Annotated in this window: 19 protein-coding genes; 12 read left to right on the forward strand and 7 right to left on the reverse strand. The window is 26.0% G+C overall.

Annotated features, from left to right (window positions below):
• Positions 1–400: 400 nt before the first annotated feature.
• From EG856_RS00775 to EG856_RS00810, 8 genes are read left to right on the forward strand one after another with little or no spacing between them, the layout of a single operon-like run.
• Positions 401–1153 carry a F0F1 ATP synthase subunit A gene (locus EG856_RS00775; protein ID WP_130429241.1) on the forward strand — a complete coding sequence of 251 codons (753 nt, stop codon included), beginning with the start codon at positions 401–403 and terminating at the stop codon, positions 1151–1153.
• Positions 1154–1162: 9 nt separating this feature from the next.
• Complete coding sequence (gene atpE / locus EG856_RS00780) at positions 1163–1396, forward strand: ATP synthase F0 subunit C (RefSeq protein WP_130429242.1); 234 nt, start codon at positions 1163–1165, stop codon at positions 1394–1396.
• A 3-nt stretch (positions 1397–1399) separates the two neighbouring features.
• Positions 1400–1966 (forward strand): F0F1 ATP synthase subunit B, encoded by a 567-nt coding sequence (gene atpF, locus EG856_RS00785; protein WP_130429243.1) that lies wholly within the window; start codon positions 1400–1402, stop codon positions 1964–1966.
• A complete protein-coding gene (gene atpH, locus EG856_RS00790; protein ID WP_130429244.1) occupies positions 1966–2523 on the forward strand; it encodes an ATP synthase F1 subunit delta in 558 nt (185 codons plus the stop codon). Before atpF ends, atpH begins: the two co-directional genes overlap by 1 nt.
• On the forward strand, positions 2516–4102 hold the full coding sequence (gene atpA / locus EG856_RS00795; protein ID WP_130429245.1) for a F0F1 ATP synthase subunit alpha: 1587 nt from the start codon (positions 2516–2518) through the stop codon (positions 4100–4102). Before atpH ends, atpA begins: the two co-directional genes overlap by 8 nt.
• Complete coding sequence (gene atpG / locus EG856_RS00800) at positions 4102–4953, forward strand: ATP synthase F1 subunit gamma (RefSeq protein ID WP_130429246.1); 852 nt, start codon at positions 4102–4104, stop codon at positions 4951–4953. Before atpA ends, atpG begins: the two co-directional genes overlap by 1 nt.
• Before the next feature lie 8 nt (positions 4954–4961).
• Positions 4962–6374, forward strand: a complete 1413-nt coding sequence (atpD, locus tag EG856_RS00805) for a F0F1 ATP synthase subunit beta (protein WP_130429247.1) — start codon at positions 4962–4964, stop codon at positions 6372–6374.
• Positions 6361–6786 carry a FoF1 ATP synthase subunit delta/epsilon gene (locus EG856_RS00810; RefSeq protein WP_130429248.1) on the forward strand — a complete coding sequence of 142 codons (426 nt, stop codon included), beginning with the start codon at positions 6361–6363 and terminating at the stop codon, positions 6784–6786. Before atpD ends, EG856_RS00810 begins: the two co-directional genes overlap by 14 nt.
• A 61-nt stretch (positions 6787–6847) precedes the next feature.
• On the opposite strand, the gene EG856_RS00815 is transcribed toward EG856_RS00810, so the two are convergent.
• Positions 6848–7558, reverse strand: coding sequence for a hypothetical protein (locus EG856_RS00815; RefSeq protein ID WP_130429249.1), 711 nt, complete (start codon positions 7556–7558; stop codon positions 6848–6850).
• A 636-nt stretch (positions 7559–8194) separates the two neighbouring features.
• On the opposite strand from EG856_RS00815, the gene EG856_RS00820 reads away from it, so the two are divergent.
• From EG856_RS00820 to EG856_RS00830, 3 genes are all read left to right on the forward strand, one after another.
• Entirely contained in the window at positions 8195–8731 is a 537-nt protein-coding gene (locus tag EG856_RS00820) for a hypothetical protein (protein WP_130429250.1), read from the forward strand.
• Between the two features lie 170 nt (positions 8732–8901).
• Entirely contained in the window at positions 8902–9684 is a 783-nt protein-coding gene (locus EG856_RS00825; protein ID WP_130429251.1) for a hypothetical protein, read from the forward strand.
• Positions 9685–10031: 347 nt separating this feature from the next.
• Entirely contained in the window at positions 10032–10214 is a 183-nt protein-coding gene (locus tag EG856_RS00830; RefSeq protein ID WP_130429252.1) for a hypothetical protein, read from the forward strand.
• A gap of 248 nt (positions 10215–10462) precedes the next feature.
• Here EG856_RS00830 and EG856_RS00835 read toward each other — a convergent pair whose 3' ends face one another.
• Entirely contained in the window at positions 10463–11359 is an 897-nt protein-coding gene (locus EG856_RS00835) for a hypothetical protein (RefSeq protein ID WP_130429253.1), read from the reverse strand.
• 804 nt (positions 11360–12163) lie between these two features.
• On the opposite strand from EG856_RS00835, the gene EG856_RS00840 reads away from it, so the two are divergent.
• Positions 12164–12355 (forward strand): hypothetical protein, encoded by a 192-nt coding sequence (locus EG856_RS00840; protein WP_130429254.1) that lies wholly within the window; start codon positions 12164–12166, stop codon positions 12353–12355.
• A gap of 174 nt (positions 12356–12529) precedes the next feature.
• Here the strand turns inward: EG856_RS00840 and EG856_RS00845 are convergent, their stop codons facing one another.
• From EG856_RS00845 to EG856_RS00865, 5 genes are all read right to left on the reverse strand, one after another.
• Positions 12530–13486, reverse strand: coding sequence for an MAG5150 family histidine triad lipoprotein (locus EG856_RS00845; protein ID WP_130429255.1), 957 nt, complete (start codon positions 13484–13486; stop codon positions 12530–12532).
• Between the two features lie 8 nt (positions 13487–13494).
• On the reverse strand, positions 13495–14466 hold the full coding sequence (locus EG856_RS00850) for an MAG5150 family histidine triad lipoprotein (RefSeq protein WP_130429256.1): 972 nt from the start codon (positions 14464–14466) through the stop codon (positions 13495–13497).
• Positions 14467–14474: 8 nt separating this feature from the next.
• Positions 14475–16538: a hypothetical protein gene (locus EG856_RS00855; RefSeq protein WP_130429257.1), complete on the reverse strand. Its 2064-nt coding sequence runs from the start codon at positions 16536–16538 to the stop codon at positions 14475–14477.
• 178 nt (positions 16539–16716) lie between these two features.
• Positions 16717–16944 (reverse strand): YneF family protein, encoded by a 228-nt coding sequence (locus EG856_RS00860; RefSeq protein ID WP_130429258.1) that lies wholly within the window; start codon positions 16942–16944, stop codon positions 16717–16719.
• 32 nt (positions 16945–16976) lie between these two features.
• Positions 16977–26042: an SGNH/GDSL hydrolase family protein gene (locus EG856_RS00865; protein WP_130429259.1), complete on the reverse strand. Its 9066-nt coding sequence runs from the start codon at positions 26040–26042 to the stop codon at positions 16977–16979.
• Positions 26043–26191: the final 149 nt, after the last annotated feature.

Genomic DNA, 26191 nt, shown 5'->3' on the forward strand with positions numbered 1-26191 from the left:
ATAAAATATATTAACACTATACGCAAAATTCATTTTATTATGTTGCTAGTGTTATCGGTATTTTTTTCTTTATTTTGATTTTTTATAGATACTTCTTTAGTATTTGGGTACGTAATCGGAGCGTGTGTTTCATATTTAAGTTTTGAACTTCGTTATGTATATATTAATTCGCTGTTACGAATTAAAAATGTCTTTGTAGCAATTTTATATTTATTTATGACACTGACTTTGATAGGTTTGATACTAGGCCTTATGTTATTTATTAATCATTCCAAAAGTGGTTATAAAAACATAATGTTGTATCCGATCAATGTTTTTACATTTTGTTTTGGGATCACTAATGTTCAAATAGCAATCATATTTGCTCATTTTGTAAAAACCAAAAGCAGAAAGGAGGTCTATGCAAATTATCATTGCTAATCTTGGAGTGTGAAATCAAGCACAATTGCTATCTTTAATTTTCACTGTTTTAATTATTTTTATAATTAGCCTGGTTGTTTTTATTAAAATCAAAAAACACACAAAAATCAATAAAGCACCGAGTGCAACACAAATAATTGCCGAAGCATATGTCACTGGTATTGATAATACATATGATGAAACATCTTCAAATAAATTACCAATTGCCCGTTTTTATATATTTTCGTTAGCTACATTTTTATTAGTAGGAAATATGCTAGGTTTAATAGGACTTGAACCAATAGCTAGTTCATATTCTGTTACTTTTACTTTAGCAGCAATAACATTTGTAGGTATATATTTAGTTGGTTTTTGATACCAGCGTTTTAGATTTTTTAAACGCTATATTAACCCAGTAGATTTAATTGGTCAATTTTCGCCTTTAATTTCATTAAGTGCGCGGATGTTTGGCAATATAATTGGTGGTTCGGTAATTTTAGCGTCAGTATATTATGCTGCTGGCTGAATTTGATCATTAATTTTTCCAGGCCCCCAACTTTACTTTTTTGCAACAATTATCACTCCGTGATTACATATGTTTTTTGATATATTTGGGGCCATCATTCAAGCATTAATTTTTACAGTTTTAACCACAATTTATTGGTCAAACGAAGTCTCGATTAAACAAAAAAATAAAACTATTAAAAACACAAATAAAAATCATATTATTAATTATTCAAAAAATATTTATTAGGAGGTAATTATGGATAAACAAGGATTAATAGCTATAGGTGCTGGAATATGTATGATTGGTTGCTTTGGTACCGGTTTAGGCCAAGGTCTAGCTAGTGGTCGAGCAGCCGAAGCGGTTGGTCGTAATCCCGAAGCTGCTTCAAAAGTTAGAACAATAATGATTATCGGGATGTCGCTATCTGAAACAGCCGCAATTTATTGTTTTTTAATCGCTATTCTACTTTTATTCGTGTTTGGTAAATAAGATATGTTGAATAATTTTTCGTATTTGAGTGAAAAAACACAACCTTTTGCTCCCAAAACCATCAGCGAAGATTTAACAGATAAATTTAATAAATTATACCCTTCTTGACCGATGATGGTCGCTACTTTAGTTTCGCTAATAGTAGTTATGATAATTTTGTATTTTCTAATGTATAAACCAATTAAAAAATCAATCGCTAAAAGACAAAAATATATAGAAGACAACATTGCTCAAGCTGAACAAGCAAAATTAAGCTCACAAGAAATTTTGGCTAAAGTAAACGAAAAAATGTTAAATGCTAATGATGAGGCTGGACAAATAATTATTCAAGCAAAACAACGCGGTGAACAAGTGTATGAATCATACATAAAACGAGCAAAAAATGAAGAAATACGTATAGTGCAAAATGCTAAAACTAACATGCTAATACAACAACAGAAATTATTGCAGGAAAATAAAAAACATATTGCTAACGCTGCTACTTTATTAAGTCGCAAAATTTTGAATAAACAAGTAAATGTTGATGTTGAAAATGAAATTATTGATGAATTTCTACAAAGCGAGCAATAATGTTTGTTAAATCTAATATAGATGCTTATGCTAAAGCCATTTTTGAATTAGCAAGTGAACAAAATAATTTAGCAATAACTATTCAAACACTACAATCAATACTAGATGCCTGTGAACAAAATCAAAATTTTATTAATTTTTTATCAAATCCCAGCATTAGTCAAAATCAAAAATTTTTGCTTATTGAGCATACTTTTAGCGATTTAATCGCTTTAGAAACAATTATCAATTTTTTAAAAATTTTAGTTATTCGTCGTGTATTTTATTTAATTAAGCCAATTATTAAAACATTTTTAAAATATGCAAACAATTCGCTAGGTATCAAGGATGCAACTATATATACTGCCTATGAATTAAACCAACAACGTCTAGATAGTTTTAAAAATTATTTAGCGAAAAAATATCATTGTCAAATAAATTTAAAGCATATCATTTTGCCTGATTTAATTTCAGGATTTAGAATTGAAATAGATAGTGATGTTATTGAACATAATCTTGCCACAGATATTGATAAATTGGCAAAATCTATTCTTAAAACAAGGAGCATAAATGAATAATCATACACAAGATATTTATAAAATAATTAAAGAGCGTATCAAAAACTTTAATTCTAAAGTTGATTTTTCACAAGTAGGTCAAATTGTCACTATTGGTGATGGTATTGCGATTGCTAGTGGTTTAGATAATGCTAAAAATGGTGAAATTATCGCTTTTAAAAATGATATTTACGGTATGGTTCTAAATTTAGAAGAAGAAGTTGTCGGAATTGCAATTTTTGGTAATGCTAACGAATTAGGTGAAGGTGACGAATGTCGTCGCACAGGCGAAGTAATTTCAGTTGGTGTAGGTGATCAATTAATTGGCCGTGTAATTAATGTTTTAGGTCAAGCTATTGATGGCAAAGGCGAAATTAATACTGATATTAAACGCGAAATATTTAAAGTAGCGCCTGGTGTGATGACACGTAAAGAAGTTAATGAAACATTAGAAACAGGAATTATTGCTATAGATTCAATGATACCAATTGGCAAAGGGCAGCGAGAATTAATTATTGGAGATCGTCAAACTGGTAAAAGTGCAATTGCCATTGACACAATTATTAATCAAAAAGGAAAAAATGTTAAGTGTGTTTATGTGGCTATTGGTCAAAAAAACTCGTCTGTGGCTCAAATAGTTCATAAATTAGAGCAAACTGGTGCTATGAAATATACAACTGTAGTTGTTTCTGGAGCAAGTGAATTAGCACCCCAACAGTATATAGCCCCATATACTGGCGTAACGATTGCTGAAGAATGAATGGCAAAAGGCGAAGATGTTTTAATTGTTTATGATGATTTAACTAAACATGCTGTTGCATACCGCACACTTTCATTGTTATTAAGACGCCCACCAGGACGTGAAGCATACCCTGGCGATGTATTCTATTTACACTCACAACTATTAGAACGTGCAGCTCGTGTTAATGAACAAAATGGTGGTGGCTCAATTAGTGCTTTACCTATTGTTGAAACTCAACAAGGTGATATATCCGCTTATATTCCAACTAATGTAATTTCAATTACTGATGGCCAAATTTTTACCCGAGAAAATTTATTTCATTCAGGGCAGCGTCCTGCTGTTGATGTTGGTTTTAGTGTTTCACGTGTTGGTTCAGCCGCTCAAATTAAAGCAATGAAAAAAGTTTCAGCTTCATTAAAATTGGAATTAGCTCAATACAATGAAATGTTAGCATTTGCCCAATTTGGTTCAGATTTAGATCAATCCACTAAAGCGATTTTAGAACACGGAGCAAAAGTATTTGAATTTTTAAAACAAGGACAATATCAGCCAATTAATATTTACGCTCAAGTAATGATATTGCTGGGTAATATTGAAAAAATTATTAATCCTTTACCAAAACAGTATATTATTCAATATCGTGATGAAGTAATTAAATATATTGATTCAAGCGAAGGAAAAAATATTATTTCTTTATTTAAAGCCGCTAATAATGATTTAACAGATCAAATTAGAGAGAAATTAAGCATTAAATTAGTAGAGATTGTTAAAAATATTGTTAAATCAATTCCTAATTATAATTCAACTGACTATGCTGCTATGCCTCATAAATATCGTGCTCAATTCGAGGCTAATTAATGGCTAGTTTACAAAAAGTAAAATCTCGTATTAAAACAGTAGAATCAATACGTAAAATTACGCACGCAATGGAATTAGTTTCAACCTCTAAAATTCGCAAAGCTAGAGAATATTTTAATTCAGTAAGTAATTATGAAAATCAAGTTAGTCAAATAGTAGATAGTTTTTTTACTCAAATTACTCCAGCACAATTACGGGAATATTTTATTCGAAAAACAAGTCAAAAAAGATTATATATTATTTTAAGCTCAGATTTAGGTCTAGCAGGTGCATATAATTCAAATGTTATTAAATTAGCTAAATCAGTATTGACAAATAATGACGAAATTATAATTTTAGGTACTAAAGCAATTAGAGTGCTTGAACATAAATATAAAAATCAAATCATTTTTAGTTCTAATTGAACTAATTTTAAATATAGTGATTTAGCTAAAGTTTTAAGTGACTTAGCTGTTGAAAAATATCGCAAAAATGAAATTAGTCAAATACATATTATTTACAATGAATTTGTTAATAATTTAATTCAACAAGAAAAAGATTTAACTATTATGCCTTATCTTCCACAACATAAGGTAAAAAAACAACCAAGCTCAACACAATTAATTGAATTTGAGCCTAACGTTAAAGAAATTTTAAATAATACTTTACCTTTATTTATTAATGCTAAAATTAATTTAGCAATTGCTTCAGCACTTATTAGTGAATATGCCGCTCGCCGTAGCGCAATGGAAACAGCAACTGATAATGCAAATGAATTAATTAGTAATTTAAGTTTAGAATACAACAAAAAACGTCAAAGTAACATTACACAAGAATTAAATGAAATAGTTGGTGGAACAGATGCCGTTTAAGGAGAACAATGTATAAAAATGTGGGAAAAATAGTTCAAATATTAGGGCCAGTAGTAGATGTTAAATTTGCAAAAGGTAATTTGCCTGCTTTATTAAATGCTTTAATTATTGAATTTGAAAATAATAAATATACTTTGGAAGTTGCTCAACATATTGGCGATGATACTGTAAGAACTATTTCGATGGTTTCAACAAATGGTTTAGCTCGTGGTTTAGATGTTATTGATACGGGTGCTCCTATTTCAGTGCCAGTTGGCGAAAAAGTGCTAGGAAGAATGTTTAATGTATTGGGAGAAGTAATTGATAATAAAGAAAATATTCAAACCATTAAAATGCCAATTCATGCTCAAGCGCCTACTTACGAAGAACAAAAAACAGCAAGTGAAATTTTAGAAACCGGTATTAAAGTAGTTGATTTATTAATTCCTTACGCTAAAGGTGGCAAAATTGGTCTTTTTGGCGGTGCTGGTGTTGGTAAAACAGTTCTTGTTCAAGAATTAATTAACAACATCGCAACTCAACACGGTGGTTTATCTGTGTTTGCTGGTGTTGGCGAAAGAACTCGTGAAGGTAATGACCTTTATTACGAAATGAAAGCATCGGGAGTTTTAGATAAAACCGCTTTGGTTTTTGGGCAAATGAATGAACCTCCGGGTGCTCGTATGCGTGTTGCTTTAACCGGTTTAACTATGGCCGAATATTTCCGTGATCAACAAAATCAAGACGTATTATTGTTTATAGATAATATTTTTCGTTTTACACAAGCTGGTTCAGAAGTTTCAGCACTTTTAGGTCGAATGCCTAGTGCCGTTGGTTATCAACCAACTCTTGCCACTGAAATGGGTCAATTGCAAGAAAGAATTACTTCAACACGTAATGGTTCAATTACTTCTGTGCAGGCTGTTTATGTGCCAGCTGATGATTTAACGGACCCAGCTCCTGCCACTACTTTTAACCATTTAGATGCTAAAACTGTTTTAGATCGCAATATTGCAGCACTAGGTATTTATCCAGCAGTTGATCCTTTAGAATCTTCATCCAAATTATTAGATCCTTTAATTGTTGGCCAACAACATTATGATGTTGCTTACGGAGTTGTATCAATATTACAAAGATTTAAAGAATTACAAGATATTATTGCTATTTTAGGTATAGGTGAATTAAGTGAAGAAGATAAATTAATAGTTGCTCGTGCTCGCAGAATTAGAAACTTTTTATCTCAACCATTTAGCGTTGCTGAAAAATTCTCTGGTAAAAAGGGCGCTTATGTTAAACTAGCAGACACTATCAAAAGTTTTAAAGCTATACTTGAAGGTGAGCACGATGAAATTCCTGAAGATTTATTTTTATACGCAGCCGATATTAGCGAAGTTATCCAAAGACACCAAGAATATTTAAAACAAAACAATGCACAACAATAAAACTAATACATTGTATTTACAAATTTCAACTTTAGATGGTATTTTTTTTGAAAATGAAATCAATTCAGTTTCACTCCCGACTGTTTGAGGTGGCTCAATAGTTTTTCAGCCAAATCATTCACCTTTTATCGCCAATATCGCACTTGGTCAATTAAAAATAAACCAAATTAATGAGCAAAATCCAAAAATATGCGCAATAAGTGGTGGGCTAGTTTATGTAATCGACAATACTATAAAAATTATTACTGATGATATAGTTTTTAGAGAAAATATTAATGTTGATGAATTAAAACAAGAGCGCGACAAAATCGTTGAATTGCTTAAGATAAATGACCAAAAAAATAATGATCTTGACTTACAATTGCGTAATATAAACAACAAAATTAATATTTACACTAAATTTTTAAACTAGAATAAAAATAAACCCGAATTGCTACACTTCGGGTTTATTGTTGTAATTTCTGTATTATCTTTTAATAAACATACTTAAATTTAATGTTTAAATCAGATAAATTTTGTATTGATTTAGGTACTTTTAAAATAAAGTTTTTGTTATATCGTAAAATCGCTTTGGAAGCTAAGGGTTTTTCATCTCTTAAGTTGTTTGTTATATTCAAAATTAAATTATTTTTGTCAATTTCATAACTTTTAATTACAACACCGTTTACTATTGATTCAGTTTGGAGTAGATTGGGATAAAAATCTATTAGCTGATTAATGAAAATTACATTTTGTTTAGAAAAATCTACTTTAAAATCAATATCTAATTTTGCTCTAAATAATTTAAAATCAAACTCATTATTTTTATCATATTTCATTGCTCCATTAAATTCAGAATTAGAATTTAAAATTTTATTTCAATCTTGCTCGTTGTTGATTAAAGTTGCCTCATTTTTAACATTTTCTAAATTTTCGATATTAATAACATTGTTATTATTTTTTGCTTTATTTTCTAAATAATGTTGCTCGGTAAATGTGGGCAAACCTTCTTCGCGAACGGGTTGGCCTACATGAACAGCAATATTTTTATCATTTGTTAAATAAAAACCTGATGTTTTAGAATTTCCATAATATATTGCATCTAAATTTTTATTATTTCGGTTAATAACAACGGCAGAAATTATGCCAGCTGCAACTACCGCGGATGTTAAACCTATCCCTAAATTTAATAGCATTTTTTTCATTTTTTTCCTTATCTTTTTTTTGTTAAAATATCTTTTTAACATTTTAATTATATTTTATTTTTTTAGCTTTTTTTAAAAAATATATTCAAAGTAGCATTTATAAATATGAATTTGAATAAGTTTGCATATATTATCGCTAGACGAGCAACTTCTATTTGTGTTAGGATTGTGCGTTTGTTGAGAATATAGGGTTTAAATTTCTCAAGGTAGTAATTTTTGTTAGAGCAATCTTATATCTATTTAACATTTTTTCTAAATTACTTTAGTGGTCATTAAGTGTTTCAATATTTTTTAAAATGAATGTGGTCAAGAAAAATTAACATTGGAAAGTGTTAATTTTTTTGTACACAAACCATAGGTGGTGGGGTACCCCACCAACCCACCAAAAATTAAAAAAAACAAAAAATTAAAAAGGACTTTAAATATGTCAAGATATTTAAAAATCGATGAGTTTGACTAAATATTTGAGGTTTACCAAAACATTGAAAATCAGAAGCTATAAGAACACTTTGAAGTAATTCTTCAAAAACAAAATTAGTTAAAAAAACATCTTGTATTCAGAATTACTAAAAAACGTGAAAACTCAAACAAAATTAACATCTGTTTTCCCTTAAAATTAAAAAGTAGGTAAAAGAGATGAACAAATTAACTAACTATGTAATCCAAAAAAAATGATGTTTAGACACCATCATTACTTTTAAGCACGAAACATATAAACAATTGGCAAATAGAATAAATAAATCTGTTTCTACAGTAAGACTGTACAAAAATGAGTTAAAACGTGGCAACGGCTATATTGAAAACATTGAACACAAAAACACAAATAATAAAAATGCTCAAAGATATAACGATGAAATGGTTTTAAATTTAGCACAAGAATACGAAAATAAAAAACTATTAGCCAGTGGTAATAACGCTAATAGTTCATGTAATTCGTATATGTCTTTAGTTTCATACCATGAAAAACTTAAGACATATATATCATACTCCCAAATGGTAAAAAGATTAAAACAAAATGGTTTTTGTAGCGCTTTTGCGTACAAAGCGGGCAGAAAAGAAGCACGTAAGGCAAGAATAAAATTGAAAAAGAGAGGAATTGGTATCAAATATTCATTAGATTTAGAATTAAAAATACCGAAGAAAAAAGAAGTTGAGCGCAAAAGACAAGATTAAAATATTCCTTTGGTGATGTTGTTGAAATTGATGGTTGTACTCATTATTTTGTTAAAAATGAACTTTGAACAGCAATAAGTTCTATTGATGTCGCAACTGGTAAACTTTTATCAATTCATTTTGAAAAAAATGTTGAAACACTGAATGGTCACCAAAGTAATTTAGAAAAAATGTTGAATAGATACGGAATTCCTTCAACAATAATTACTGATAAAAGAAAGAATTTCTATAATAATGAAGATTCAAACGCAGTAACATTTAAAGCAATAAAAAATCTAGGTATTGAATTGATTACTACATCTAATTCTAACGGTAAACCACACATTGAAAATGCTCAAAATTTTATTCAAATGCGCCTACCTTTGTGGTTTTTAGACAATAAAATTAACACAATTCAACAAGCAAACGAAGCTGAAGAATCGATACTAAAATATCTAAATCAAATACGAAAATCAGTAATTGAACCCAAAGTCAATCTTTTTAGAGAGTTAAATAAAAAAAGATTAGAACATTTTTTTGATTTAGAAATTGCAAGAAAAATCGATAACGGAACTGTTTTTTATAACGGAATTCATTACGCACCTTATCAAAATGATCAAAGAATTCGTGTTGAATCTAAATTTGATGCCAAATTTGTAATTGGAAGTGATAACAAACTTTATTTTAGAATTAAAAACTCGAGATATGAAGCAAAAAAATTGCAACCAAATGATATGGAACTGTACGAAAAATTTTCAATAAATAAAAAACTTCCATTAGAAGTTTATCAAGTTAAAACATTGATGAAAACAGTAGCAGCAGGTTACACATTCAATCAAATGTTGGACGCAAAAATAGAAAATTTATTCAAAAATAAGCTAAATTGGGATGAACAAGACAAAAAATTATTGAAATCAATATTAAAAGAATTGGAATATATTCGCCTGAATATTCGCCAAACGATAGAATTTTAAATTCAAAATACACATAATATTTAGGTTAAGTTGCAAATATTTATCTAAATCTATTAAAAAATAGATTTGTATTTTTGTTTTTTTGTTAAAAAACAAAAAATAAAATTTAATGAAAAAGTTTCTAATCTAACCCCAAACCCCTATCATAGGGGCTTCTAACCCCCCTACCCCCCAGACATTGGGAGGCTTAAAACTAAAATTTTCTCTAATTTAAACCATAAATATTAAGTAATTTGTTAAGATATTACTATCAAACTGAAACATGTTAATTTTGTTTAACATTTCAAGATTAGTTAAAAAAACATTTGTATTCAGAATTACTAAAAAATAAATATTATAATTTAGGTGTGAAAGATAAATTATTAACCAAAAAAGACAAAGACAGAAAACCAGATAGTGGAAGACCTAGAAAAGAACCAAATTTTGATTGAGATATTTTTGATAGAAACGATTTGATTGAAATCGCGAAAAGATACTATGAAATAACTAACGAAAAACCAAAGAAGAAAAAAAGAAAGCTAAAGATCTAAAAAAGTAAATTTATTAAATTAGCTTTGATGAGTTAAATGAAAAAATACAATTAAATTTATACTGAAAATAGCAAGCAAATTGCTATGGCGTCCTCTAACAAATGCTAATGTTTTTTGTTTGTGATTATTTTACTAGTTATTTTTAACAACAAAAAATTATTTGAGTTTTTTTGTTTTAGTTTTAACATATGAATCTGAAATTATTTGACATATTCGGAAGAATTATACGCATTAAGAGATATATACCGCTATTTTTTAACCTCTAAAACTGACTTGATTTCTTTTATCAATTTTGTTTTAACTGTATCTATATCGGAATTATTGTTTATTCAGACAATTTTTTTGGCTGATTTTTTTGCAATATTTTTTCAATCACTATCTGTAAAATATTCTTGGTAATATTTTTGATATAGGTCAAAATTATCTTGTTCAAGTTTTCTTCTAATATCTTTTACAGAACTTTTCAACCTTCATTCATTTATTTTTTCAAGTGGAGCCGTAAATATAATTAATAAATCTAGTTTGGGTTTAACTGATAAAAAATATTTATACCTTTTTCTTAATTTATATCACTTATTTTTCTCATCTTGATTGAATATATTTTCCCTATATAAAACATCACCATATAGAAAACTATCACTCATATATCTATCGAAAAATACATTAGATTCAATCAGTTGAGCTTCCTCAATGAATTTAGCTTGATTTGTAAAAAATAATTTTTGTGACTTAAAGAAATTATTTTTATTTTTCAATGCATTTAAATAATCGTTATTTTTGTTTAGTTCATCATTTTCGTTTAAATATTCTCTTTCATCCATTAATTTAAACTCATATCTATTCAATAAATCTTGAACTTCTTGGGAATTTAGCACAACGCTTTTGCCTACACATCCAGGTCCTGTAATTGCGATAAGAATTTTTTTATTTTTTCTTACTTTAACATAGATGTATAAAGATAATATCGAAAAACAAATATTCATAACAATAACACTAATATTAGTGGTACCAACACCAGCAAAAAATATAATAGAACACAAATTTTTGAATTGTCACATTAGTCATGATTCTTCAAAACCTAAAATCATCATAATAAAAGAAATGATCAAAAATGCATTGATGCTTATCGCTAAAAATTTAGCCAAGTGAAATATTTTAAAATAATTGCCAAAACTTAAATTTTGCTAAATTATTTTGCTGTATAGATAAGTTAGATAAGGTATTAAGAAGTATAGAGTCACAAAACAAAAAATTCACAATAAAATAAATAATATTCAAAGGTTTTTGTTTAAATTAAATTTCTTAATTTTATTTTTGTATTTAATTTTTATTCAAAAAAATATATATGCTGGTGTGTAAATGAACATATAAATGATAAAGTCGCCAATTAAATTAATTGAAATTGCATATATCGCAAATAAAACTGAATTCAGTATAGCCAATAAAAATGCTCAATGCGACCTCGTGTAAAATAACCAAGTTGCAATAACCCCGGATATTGTTGAAAGAGCAACAACTATTCCTATAATTTTGGTATACAAATTCAAATCTAGGTCTCAAATAAACTTATTTTCACTTATGGAATAAAATGAAAACGCAGTTGATATTAGCCAAATAACTACTATTAAATATATTTCACTTTTTTTAGTTTTGACTAACTTCATATAATATAAATCCCTTAAAAATTATTTATAAATTATCTGGTAATGAAACTATTTCCGTTATAGAAAACATAATTTAAAAGTTTAATACGCTATTTATGTTTTTAAATTGTTATTAAATTATATAACATTTAATTAATCTCTTTTAAGAAACAAATAGATTACTTTTTGTTTCTGCGAGATAGATTTATCTAAATTTAAAAAATCCTATAAACAAAATAATCAATATTTTAAATTGATAATTTTATTATTAGGACAGATATCAAATCTAAAAACACCAAAAAGGTGTTGAGAAATGAAAACACCTTATTTTCGTTTAAGCACATAGACAATAAATGCATTGATAAAGACTTTAAACTTGCTAGAACAGCAATGGTACGGATGTATGGCTTAATAGCAAATGATTGAGTAAAATATTGAAAAGTTAAGAGTTTAACTAAACTTGAGGTTGAAGATTGACAAGAAAAATTAACATTGTAAGTGTTAATTTTTTGTATACAAACTATAGGTGTTGGGGGTGTTCCACAAAAATCTAAAAACAATAAATTGAAAGGGCGAATATGTCAAGACATTTAAAAATGAAACACACGATTTAATATTTGTGGTTTATCAAGATATGGTAATCAGTGAAAATAAAAAATCGGTAAACCGATTTTAATTGTTGATATTTAAAATTGTTTTAATTTTATCAAGTGGAGTAAAAACATTTTTTATAGTATTTTTTAGAACATCAATTTCATTTTCAGATTTTTTTACTATATTTCTAAAATCATTGCTCACATCAATTAATTTATAAAATTTATTTAAATAGAAATCTTTTTTAGTTTCGTTCGTAAGGGTTTCAAATTTAGCTTTTAAACTTAAAACTTTATTAAATTCTTCACTAAATTCCTCTGCTTCTTCAATAGCACTTTGAGCTATATTAATTAATGCGTGTGAATGAGTGTGATCTTGCAAATTTTGCGAATGATTATGTTGGTGATCATCATTATCTTTTTGCTCGCTTTTATCATATAGATTTGTTTTGATAAATAATTCTAATTTTTGAAAGTTTTCATTCATTTCTGAATCTACAAAGTTTTTATTAAACAAACTATTTAAATAAATTTCAAACTTAACAACTTCATTTTGAGCATTGTTTTCTTTTAAAATTTGGATTTTTTCACCTAATTGTGTATCAAAATCATGAGCAACTCTCGCTACATTATTAACATGATTTAAACCTTGATTGGTTTTAAATCATTCATTATACAGTTCTTTTTCTTCATCGCTTCAAGATGATATTTCCTTATCGCTTAAAAACATTTGGCTATTTTCTTGTTTTATTACTTCATTAAGAACATTACTTAAATTTTGTTTAGTTTTATGATTAAAACTTAACAATTTATGAATCACAACATTTGTGTTTGGATGAGATTCATAAAATTGTTCTTTGCTTTGTTTGATTTGGTTTGCAAAGGTTTTGACTACACCTTTTAAAGTTGTAAATTCTAAATTTATTTGTTGAGCTTCATTTGCTTTGGGATTGTTAGTATTCATACAGCCGACAGCTATAAACGGTGTTGAAAATAACGCAGATACCAAAGTTAATTTTAAGAATTTAGGTTTCATTTTACCTCCTATAATTTAATATGATTTTCAATTGATTTTATTGCTATGAATAGTTTGATTGCTTGTTCTCGTAATTTTGTTAGCGATAATTGAGCATTCTTTATTATTTGACGATATTTATTGATATCAATTTTATTAAGTTTAAAAATATTATTAAGAATTAACTCTTTTTTACCATTGTCATCTAAAGCATTAAAATTTGACTCTAATGAATAAAGTTTTTCTAATTCGTCAACAAATTCATTATTTTGTCTTAAGGCATTTAAAGCGATATTTATGGTAGCATGCGAATGGGTGTGTGAATGGTTATCATGACTATGATTTTGTTCATTTAACAATGAATCTTCTAAATCGCTTTGTCATTTTTGTTCATTATAAATATGATCAGATACAAATTGCTTCATTTTGGCAATATTATTTATTAATTCATCATCTTTAAAATTTTTATTATCAAGTGAATTTAAGTATTGTTCAAACGCATAAATTTGATTTGAATTATTTTTAGCACTTAAATATGTAGAATTAGATTTAATTTGAATTTGGGCATCATCACTAATTCCTAAAGCATTATTGACTATTTTTACGCCATTTTGGCTGCTTAATCATTTTTTATAAATATTTTGTTGAGAATTGTCAAAATGTGCGTTTAATTCACTTTGGTTTAAAAAATACTGTCCATTTTCAACTGGATTAGAAACAAATTTTAATTTTTTAGCTAGTTTTTTAATATTTCTAAATTCGTCAAAAAACAAATTAAATTCATTGTTAATTTTGATTTGTTTTTGTGTGTCAAAAATTAAAAAAGCTTCTAAATTTTTATATGTTTGTTTAAATTCAGCAAAGTATTTTTTAATTTGTGTAGTTGGCGAATTATTTAATTTTGAATGAGTGTTTTGTTCAGGATTATTTTGACACGAAACAACGATTATAGATGTGGCCGGAACAATACTAAATGACAAAATTAATTGATTTATTTTCATAAAAGCCTTTAACTATTTGTATGTTTAAATAATAAGTTAAAACTAACAGGAATTTTATTATTAGCTTGTGTAACATTAATTGTTAATGTTAATGTTGAATAATCTTCTATTTTTTCCCCATTTCTTAAATAAAAGTGATCTTTTAAAACAAAATTTTGATCTAATTCATAACTATATGAATTTTGGCTTTGATTAAATTCAATGTTAAAACCTAATACGTTTTTTAAAGTCATAACTAAATTTTCAAAATTCATTTGAGTTGTATCGCCGAATTGGAAATATTCTAATTCACTATCAATGCGATCAGCTAATTCTAAACGATCACTTAATACTGTATTTTGATTTAACATTTGTTTAGCTTGATTTAATAAAGCATCTAAAACAGTATGAGCAATATGTTGCTCATCGTATTTTTTAATTCTTTGTTCTAAAGAATTAATCCGATCATTGATTACTACTTTACCGATTTTATCAGCGTATTCAGTCAATTTATTGTGTAAAGTCATTAACGCTTGTTGTTTTTGAACTAAACTTCCATTAGAAGCTTTTGCTGCTTCGTTATAAATTTGATCTAGTTTGCCTTCTACAACATTATTACCAACATATTTATTTGTTAGTGATTGTACAAATTCTTTTGTTTGTTCATCGTGATTATCATTGATAATGCCGTAATCTTTATCAAAACCTTCAATTAAAACAATTAAAGCATCTTTGCCGTACGGATATTGTTCATTATCAAGTTCATCACTATTCATTAATTCCAGTTTTGTGTTGAATTGTTCCTCGTTAGTAATGTTTTCAAATCCAAAAGCAGATTTAAACGAATTTAATGGTTGAAAATGTTCGCCATTTTCATTTCCCGGTTTTAACCAAGATAATAAATCACTTGCGTGATATTTTCCGTTATACCCGGAAGTGTAAAATGTATAATCGCCAATTTTTATATTGGTATGTATACGATTTAAAACTATTAAAGCTGAATTTTCATCTTGGTATTCGCTTGCTGCTTTACCTTTAAAAGATATTTTTAATCTTAATTGGTTTAAATCTTCTTCGGGATTAGACACTATTTCGATTTTATAATCAACATTTTCATTATTCCCATTTTTAAATTCAATAAATTCTTCATTAGTGTATTTAGAAATAACATTTAATTTTTGATTTATATCCTGAGCAGCATTTAATTCAGTAGCGATTTGTTGTGTGGTTGCTTTATTTCCGCTTTGATTTACATAAATTAATTTATGTATATGAATATTTGCTAATTTTGCGATTGAATTTCAGCCCAAAAGTGTAAAACCTGGTTGTCCATTAAAATCAAAATCACGATATATTCTACCAGTTAATTTATCTTCAGCTGAAATATAAGTGTGAAAATTGGAATCACCATGGTGATGAGAATTACGGTGTAATGTATATATTCATTGTGAATTTTTATAATCTCCATCAACATCTAAATATTTATTCTCAACGGCTCAATCTAGCATTTTAATACCATCGCCATTGGTTTTATCAAATTGATTGCTTCATAATTCTTGGAATTCAATTGCCCCAATTTTTTCACCTCCATTTCCAACTCTTGTTGAAATTGAAATATCGCCAATATTAATTTTTCCAAATTCTTTTTTGCCTTCTTCAGAACTTTTAGCGTTATATGTTTCAAAACCACTCAATTTGATTGATTTAGATGTATTATTTTCGCTGTAATTAATAATTAAATCATTATTAACTGTTTCAATGTTTATTGAGTTTAAAGTATGTGGCAATTTATTTTCTAAAAACAAATTAATATATTCGATTATTTGTGCATTAGTATTTTTATTTTGTAACATTTTGTTAAAACGATTTTGAATTTCAATTGAATTCATCATTTTACCTAAATTGTTTAATTTAAACTCAGTTGCTATTGTGATATCTTCGCTTGAATTTTTGTTTTGTTTTAAATTTGGTTGCGATATCTCTTTAATCTCTTCGTTTTTGCGTGTTTTTTCAGCTCTGTTGCACGCAACAGCAACAAATAGTGGAGTAGTTGTTGCTAAAGAAAGAAGAGATAAATAAAGTTTTTTGTTCATATTTATATCCTCTTTTATATTAATTTTGATTATTTATTGTGTAAATGTTCAAACATACTTATATATGTTAATCGTAATTATTATATAGTAAATCGACTAAATTAGAAGATTAATATTATCTTTATTAATTTAGCTAAATAAAAACACCATAGTCTATATGGTGTTAGTTGATGAATTATTATTTTTGATTATAAATTGAACGCATTACGTTTTTTATTTGTTGTTCGGAAGCTTTACGTCCCATTTGTAAAAACATAGCTCTAATCATTTTTTCGTTAATAGGTGGGTTTTCTTTTAAGTGTTTTTGGATTTTTTTACGTGCGATTAGAAAACCGATAAAACCACCTACAACTCCAACAATTAAAGACACAAAAATTATAGTTAACACTCATCCAGTTAAACTCATAATACCTCCTAATTTTTATATTGTACCATAATTTATTTAGTATCAACGGGCTGATAACCAATAATCATATCATTTAATAATGTTTCACGTTTTTTCTTACCATTATTATATTTTTGATCGTTATTATTTCCTCAATAAATGTAGGCTAAAGTATAGTCTCGTCCGTAAAAATAATCTCTTAAACCATTGTCACGAGAATGATATTTGCTAAAACCATATGTTAATTCTTGTAAACCTGAAACAAAATAATTTATTGCTTTGCCGTTTCGATCTAAACCTATTCAATCAGGATGTGAGATATATTTTGTTTTTAAATTATTATTTCAATATTTTGGTGCTTCCTCGTTTATTGCCGCGGTGTAAGCATTCATTATATATGCTTCGGTTGTTAAATTAGTTGCGTTTCAGAATAAACCAGAAGGAGTATTTTCGTATAAAATTCTTGAAATAAAAGCATAAAATCTTCACATTGCTTGGAATGCTTGGGAATTTTGCTTCATATCATTTATACTCGTATAAGCATTAGTTTTACTTAAATCCTCATAATATTGTTTAACAAAAGGTTGAATAAATATTTTGATAAAACTACTTAATTCACCACGAATAATACCGCCTATACCACTAGAAGCATTAAATTTAACACTTGAACTTTGGTTTTTAGGAGCAAACATAATTCCGTATATTCCTTCGCTAAAACTACGAGGCGAATATTTGAAAATTAAATTGATAAAATCAACATATGATTTAGAATTAATACCATTTAATATTTGCTTGAAAATATCTTTTTTTTCAAAGATTTTACCAAGCATTATCGTTCCGTCATCACTAGAAATAAATTTCAAAGCACCTTTTGTAAATGCTTTTTGTAATAATTGAGGAATTTCGCTTGGTTGTTTATTAGCAATAGATTTAAGAGTATTAAACACCTCTTCTACAACATCATCGACAATTTGAGTTTTAGCAGATTCACGTGTAAATTCTTGAATAAATTTAGCAACTTTTATAACTTCATCCTGCGGAATTGTAATACCGTTTTCTTGCATAGTTTTGGCTAGAAATTTACCTAGTGCTAAACCAATTTTTTCATGATTTGTAAATAAATTTTTAATTCAATTTTTTAAAGGTGTTTTTAGATTTTGGGCATTTGTTGAGTTAAAAAATTTTGCTATTGCACTGCTTCAATTATCTAATTGTGCATATTGTGTATTGTTATCAAAAATTTCATTTAAAAATGTATCTAAAACACTTTTTAATTCACTTGATTTAAGTGTTTCTTTAAAAGTACTCAGTGCTTCTTGATGCTCGATTCCAAGATTTATTAATGGTTGTAATAAATTAAAATCATTAACAAAATTTTCTATTAAATTATCATCACTAGTTATTTTTTCAACAATTTTTAAAATATCAATTTTTAATATCTCTTTGTTGTTTATTAATGTATTGGATTGTAAAATAATTTTTAAAATTGAGTAATCACTTAAATTAAGAGATTTCAAAATCTCACTCAACATTTTTTGAAGCATTTGTTCAGTTGAAACATCATTTTGCGAACTATTGTAAATTCCATCGATGATTTTTGGTACTAATTTTAATTGTTTAATTAAAGTTGGCAATTCTTTAAATAAATCTTGCACAAATTTAATATTAGCCGGGTTTTCAACATCAACATCATATTTAATAAGATTTTGTTTTCAAAGTGTATTTAAAAACTCAAACATATCTTGATGCGCTAATAAATTTGTAAAAATTGCTTCTATATAGTTGCTTATTTTTAATCTATTATCTTTATTATTTAACAATATATTTATTAATTGAGCAAAGGAATTAATATTAGCAATTTGTTGATTATTTTCACTTAAATCAAGAAATGTTGCCAATAATTCATTGATTTCGTTAGCTGAATTTTTCAATGTATCATTTATGACATTTTCAAAATTTTGTGCTGAAATTTGACCTTGAATACTATCAAGAATTCTTTGTGGTAATGAATCATAAATTGATTTAGCAACATTTAATTTATTAGGTAAATATTTAATTATGTTACTTATCAAAGTTTTTAAAACTTCTTTATGTTCGGTTATGATATTTAATTGCGAAGTTGTTTTAACTAAATTTATTAATGAATTTTCAATATTTTGAAGATCAAAAATTGAATTAGTAATTTGATTTAAAACATTTTGGTAATTTAATTTTAAGCCATTTTGAGCGATATTCTCAATTAAAATTGTCAGTATTTTATTGATAAAATCTGTGTTATTATCTCATAACTCAAGATTAGTTAATAAAGCAGTAGTTAAATTTTTTATTTGTTCAAAATCAATGTTTTGGGCTAAAGGAGAATTATTTAGCATAGTGTTAAATAAAACTCGCGAAATCATATTAATAAATGAATCTTCTTTTGTAATTTTAAGAATTAATGATTTAAGATTTTGTTGGATATTTGTTTTGTTGCTTTGTTCACTCAGTCATTGTTTAATTACTTCATTTATATTTTTAATTGAATTTTTATCAATACTATCAGCAAATAATCCGTTTTTAATTAAACTTTTAATTAAATCTTGAATTTCATCGTTTTTGAGTATAAATTGCAAAAATGATTTAAAATCGCTAACTGCAATTCCAGTAAATTCTGTTGGTAATTTTGCGAGTAATACTTCATAAGTTTTATCTAATTCATTGCTTGCGATTATTTCGCTAATATACGCTAATAATGGAGTAAATGAAGAATAATTTTCTATATTTTTAAAAATAGATTTAGCAATATCAAATAAAGTAGCATTTTCTTCTAAATTGGATACATCCACATTAGCTAAATCATTAACTAATGCATTCACAAAAGCATCTAATTTATCGTTGTTGCTTATATTAACTAACAAGTTAGCAAAATTATTTTCACTGATATATTCGCCAATTAATGGTGAAAATGCAGTGTAAATATTTTTGGCAATGTCATTGTTTGAAATTGTTTTAAAACTTGATTTTATTATCGCCTTTACAATTTCGCGATGAGCACTGATTTGATTATTTTTAAATATCTTAACTACAACACGATTTAAAGTGTTAGTGTTGTCATTTTCAAAAATAGATGCTAATTCTTTTATTAATTCTAGAGGTTGAACTTTGATTTTATTTTTAGTTAAATGTGTTAAAAAATGTTCAGTTAAAGCTTGAGATATATGCGAATTATCATTAATTAGGTTAAAACTTGCCAAAATAGTTTCTATAAAATTTAAACTTTGTTCTAAAGTAACATTGTTTTGATAATGATTTAGTCAACTTGTCAATAATTTAGAAGCAAGTTGTTTAAAATCATTATTTTTTAGTAATTGCTCAATAAAATTATTGAATTTTGAACTTATTTGTGTTATTTTTTGTTCGCTATCTAATCAATTTTGAATTAATAATTTTGGTTGAGTAAACGTATCTAGAGAATTAGTTGAATTTAAAAGAGAATGTTTAATAAAATCAAAGAAAATGAATTTGAAATTTTCATTATCGAGTGTATTTATTAATAGATTTTTAATAGTAGTATTTTCAAGAGTATTAAAATTTCGGGCTCAATTTGATTTAATATTATTTATAATTGGGTCTATTTCACTAGATTTAATAATTGATTTAATTAAACTTATTAAACTATTTAATAACGAATCGTTGTTTGATTTATTAACTATTTTATTCATTAAATCAAATATTGAAACACTGTTGTTTAATTCGTTCTCATTTAACTGGCTGATATTATCTACAAATTCATTTATAAATTCTTCAAAATTTGAATCATTAGCAATTAAATTAGATATGGTTATTAGTTCTTGTTTATTGATTAAATTTGAATATTCAACTGAAATTGGTTGGTATATTAAATCGATAAAAAAGTTATTATTAGCGTTGGTTAAAAGAAGATTTTTTAGTATTTGTTTAATAATGTTTTTGTTTTTACCAGCAACATTGTTTTTTAGAATATTTTTTATAAAATTAAAGTAATTTTGTAATTTATCACCATTTTCAAAAAACGAAGTAAATGAGCTTGTTAAAATTTCTATAATGTTAATTTCAACTCCGTTATTTGCTAAGTTGTTTAATAAAACATCAATAATTTGAGAAAATAAATGATTTTCATCATCGTATGAATTTAAATTGGTAATTAACGATTGAACCAATAGTTTGAATTCATCAAAATTGATATTATTGCTTAATTGTGGATTTAATTGTAATTGTGCGTAAATTAAACTTGAAATAACATTTAAAGTTTGTTCATCATCTAATAAATTTTTAATTAAAACTTCAATGTTATTTTTTAGATTTTCGTTATTTTGATTATTCAGTCAAGTTTTAACAAATTCGTTGATATCGGTTATTTTATTTAAATTATCAGCGTTAGTTAAAATACTATCTCGTAAATTTTTAATTATGTCGCTAAATGAGTTGTTGTTTAATGTTTTATTTAACACATATGCAAGTTCGTTAAAATTTAAATTTTGTAAAATGGGTGGAAAATTATTTTTGTTTTGTTCTAAAAATTCGATTATTTGTTGGTCAGTTGATATTGTAGAAATTAATGAAATTCAATTAGAAATTGTGTTATTAGCAACAAATTTATTTATTAATAATTTCACAACATCTAAAAATGAATTTAAGTTGGCAATTTCGTTTGAACCAATTTCATCAACATTCATTAAAATAACTTTAATTAATTGATTCAATTCTTCATTTTGCAAGCTTTTAATTGTTAAATTAATGAATTGCTCTCTATTGTTTGAAATAAATTCTGTATTGGGTATAGATTGATATATAGCTTGAGCGATTGTTTTGTTGGTGTTGCTTGAAATTAGTAAATTTGTAATTAAAGTTGATAAATAATCTTTACTTTGTTTTAATGTATTTGAACCTAAAATTACTTTGCTTAATTTAACAATTAAGTTGTTTTTTTGCTCGTTATTAAAAATTGAATTTCAAGTGTTATTTATTCATCGTTGGTAATCAAATGATGAACCATATTCAGTGAATTCTTCTATCAATTTTTGCGTTGCTGTTTCTATAATAGGTATTTGAGTTTCAAGAGTGTTTATATCACTGAATAAATGCTGAACAAAAATTTTAGTTTGTTCTAGTGATAAATTGTTTGTTAAATTATTATTTTCAAGGTATTCGTAAGCTAAATGACTAATAATATCAATAAAATTTTGATCTTTAATTAATTTGGTGACACTAGCTTGTAAATTTTGTCTTGTTTCATTTTTTGTTTGTGAATTTAACAATCAATTTTTTGTAAGCTCAATAATGTCAAAATTTGAATTTAAATCATTTGTTAGTAATCCTTGAGTTAAAAAAGTGAAAATTAAATTTTTTAATTCTGGATATAAAATAACATTTTTAATTAGTGAAACTAGCGAGTTTAATTCAATTTTATTCATTGAATTTGGTAATAATGTTTTAACATAATCTAATAACCGATTTAATTCAGGATACTCAATAATTTCGCCCAATAATTGTGTTGAATTTTCAAATAGATTTGTTTGTTTGACTTGAATAATAAATTCCTTAATTAAGTCAAATATGTTAGTTGATGATTGAATGTTTTTGCTAGGAATTTTATGTAAACTTTCAACAAAAGTGTCAATAATTTGGACTGTTTTTTTGTTGGTTAAAATTTTATTTAGCACTTGTTTAAAATCTGTTTCATTTATTAAATCTTTAAATTCTTGTGGTAAAGAATTATAAATTTTTTCGTTTAGATAATTGACTAATGTAGTTTTTTTTGTTAAATTAAATACTATTTTTTTAATAACTTCTTTATTTTTTGTTAAAAAATTAATTGAGTCAGCTAACTTTATTAAATTTAAAATATTTTCATTTTCAAAAAGAACTGAAAAAACATTTTTACTTAAATTTAAAATATTTATGTTTGTGCCATTAGTTGCTAATTCATCAACAATGTGCTGCAATATTAAATTTCAAACTTCATTATTTTCGGTTAAATTTGATAAATCGTTTAATAAAGTTTTAATTTCATTTAACGTTAATTTTTCACTTAGTTGTACATCTTTATTTAGCTCATTTTGGCTTAAAACAGATACTAATTCAATAAAACTTTCGCTTTTGAATAATTTTTTTATTAATTGTTTTGCATTGTTGAAAACAAATTCTTTGTTTTCATTGTTTTGTAATCATAATTTTATTAAATAATTAGAATCTTTAATTTTATTCACACTGCTACTATTTTTTAATAGAGAATTTTGGACAAAATTAACTCCTAAATTACGTAAATTTTCATCATCAATAAATTCAACAATCAAGTTTTTAACTAAGTTTATATCTGCATTCGAATTAGTTAAATAGGTTTGTTTTAAAGATTCAAATAAAGCGTTAAATTCTGGATAATTTAGTGTTTTTTTTATTAAATTTAATGCTGGAGAAAGACTTTGTAAATTTCGTAAATCTTTAAACAATAACTTAATTAAGTCCAAAAAGGTTTCACTTCGTTCCAATAAAGCTGTATCTAGTGTTGTTAAATCAAAGATAAGAGCGTTTAATAAATTATGAAAAGATTCATCTTTAATTAATTTTTGGGTTAAAGATTTAAAATCATTTTTGCTTAAATAATTTTGCGATTCTAAATTAAAAATTTCATAAATTTTATTAAGAATATCATTAAACTGATCGGAATCTGTATCTATATTTTTGATGATATTGCTTAAAATTATTTGTATTGTTTCGCGATACTCTACAAAGTTAATTTTAGACACATTTTTGATTATTTTTACAATGGTTTTTTCAATGTTTTCGTTATTAAATAATTCACTAAATTCATTGACTAAGTTTTGTGTAAAAGTTAAAAAATAAAAATTATTTGGCGTGTTTTTACTCAATTCATTGATTAAATTTTGTGAAATTTTGCTACTTATTTGTAGTTCATCATTTAAATCATTTCAAATATTTAATATATCAACAGCTAAATTTCCTAATTTGCCTGGTTGAACGCCTTCAAAATATTTTGGAAATGAAATAACAATTCTATTTACGCTGCGAGCCAAAATTTGTTTAAATTCATCACTTTTCAGTAAATCGCTAAATAAATTGTCAATAATGTTTTTTAAAGCCTGTTGGTTTTTATTATTGCTTATTAAGGTTTGTCATAATTCGCTAAATGTTTTATTTTTAGCAAAATCTTGGTTATTTTCAATAATGTTTATTATTATTTGAGCAATGTTTTCTTTAAAAGTTTGTGAATTTAAGGTTAATGATATTAATCTTTCAAAATCATTTTTTGAAATAAATTTTGCAATTTGCTCATTATAGAATAAATTTACAACACTCGAAATTTTATTTTTAGTGATATCTAATTTGGAAATATTACCTAATACTTGAGCAACAATGGTTTTAAATTCTTCGAGATTTTGATTAAAAACTTTTGTTTGTGTTAACGAAAAAATTAAATTTATAATTTTGCTTTCGTCGCTTAATTCAGATTTAAACGCTTCAAGTAAATATGTTATTTTGTTTATTTTAGCACCAGGTAAATTATCGCCATCTCAATCTTTTGTTCAAAATGTTTGTTCAACGTTTTTTAATAAATTTGGTACTAATTTAGTGTTTTTAAATCATGTTTTTAAACTATTTAAATTTTCTTTGTTATTTCGTAAAAAAAAGTTTTTTAATAAGTTTTGGGGGTCTAGATAATTGTATATGTCTGTTTCAAATGAGTTGACAATTAAACGATCAAAAATAATTTCTTCTAAACCAATGTTATCCAGCACACGATTGAAATAATTTTGATTATTAAAATGAGCTGCTAATTGTGCGGTCTGTTCATCATTATCAATAATATAATCATGTTGATTATTGCCAAAAACTTTTTTTATTGTTTCAAACTCGCCATCAACTTGAATTTGAGTTAAATATGAATCTTGATCGCTTTGAAAATATTCGCTATCTCATAAAATGCCGTTTTGTTCAAATATTTCTTGGTCTCTATTGTTTGATATTAATTTAATAAAAATATCTTGAGCCATTTTTTTATAACCTTTTGCTCCTGGGTGAATGTCAAAAAGAGAAGGAGTTAGCATTTTTTGATTTTGAACTCAATAACTATGGTCGAAAGGATTTATAAAAAAAGTTTTTTGACTATTAGCAACAAATTTGATTTTTTTATTAATTAAATTTAAAAGTAATGTGCTAATACTAAATTTTGCGTTGTCGTTATAATTATTAATATAACGATCCACCATATTTAAAATAGTGTTTAGTGGAGTTGGAAAAGCAATAAAATTTATATTTGCTTTAGGTGCCATTTCTTTTATTTTATTTATAAAATAAAGCTGTCTTTGTTGGATATTTGTGAATAAATCATTGAATAATTTAGAAATAGTATTAGCTATTAATTCGTAATTGGCATCATTTGAATTAATTAATTTTACAATTTCTGCTAAAGGAAATTCACCGATACTTTTAGCAATTGTATGAATGAAATCGTTGGCACCTAATGAGATAGTAACTAAATTTGCTCTTTGTAATTTTTTACTCAATTCAGCATACATTTGCGGTCAATTTTTGCCAAATCTTGCTTCGATTATTTTGATTTCAACTGGGTTTAAAGCTGTAACGTCTCCGTTAGATTTAAGGATCAAATTTCATTCAGAAAATTCAGAACTAGAAACTCCAAAATTTGAAAATTCTCCTAGTCGATTGATTTTATTAAAAGATTGTGCTAAATAAGCAGGAAAACTAATTCCACTTACTTTTCCATTCTCAAATCTACCTGGATAATCTTTATCTAATGTCGCAACAAAACCAGCTGTGATTGAATCACCCAAAGCAACATAATTAATTTTTTGCTCTTTTAAAATTAAATTAGTTGCGTTTTTACGATTGCTTAATTTAACAAAATTTTTGGGTTTTTGAATTTGTTTTTTTTGCTCGTTTTTGTTTGGTAGTGTCGGGATATTATCATCAATGTTTTTTGTTTGTAAATTCTTTATTTCACTACTCTTTTTTAACTTTTTTTCCTGCGTTGGTATAAAACTTAAAATTGTTCCAACGCTTATAGTTGCAGTTAATGTAGCTGCTATAACTACTATACTTTTTTTTACTTTTGAATTCATATTTTCCTCATAATTAATTGTTTAATTATACCTTAATATTATTTATATTATTAAGAGTCAAAATAGCGATTATATAAATTTAAAATTTAAAGATTGCTGTCAAAATTATCTTATTTGTAGTTAGCAAAAAGAAAAAACGGAGTTGGGGT

Source organism: Mycoplasmopsis phocirhinis, assembly GCF_004216495.1.
Classification (GTDB): domain Bacteria; phylum Bacillota_I; class Bacilli_A; order Mycoplasmatales; family Metamycoplasmataceae; genus Mycoplasmopsis; species Mycoplasmopsis phocirhinis.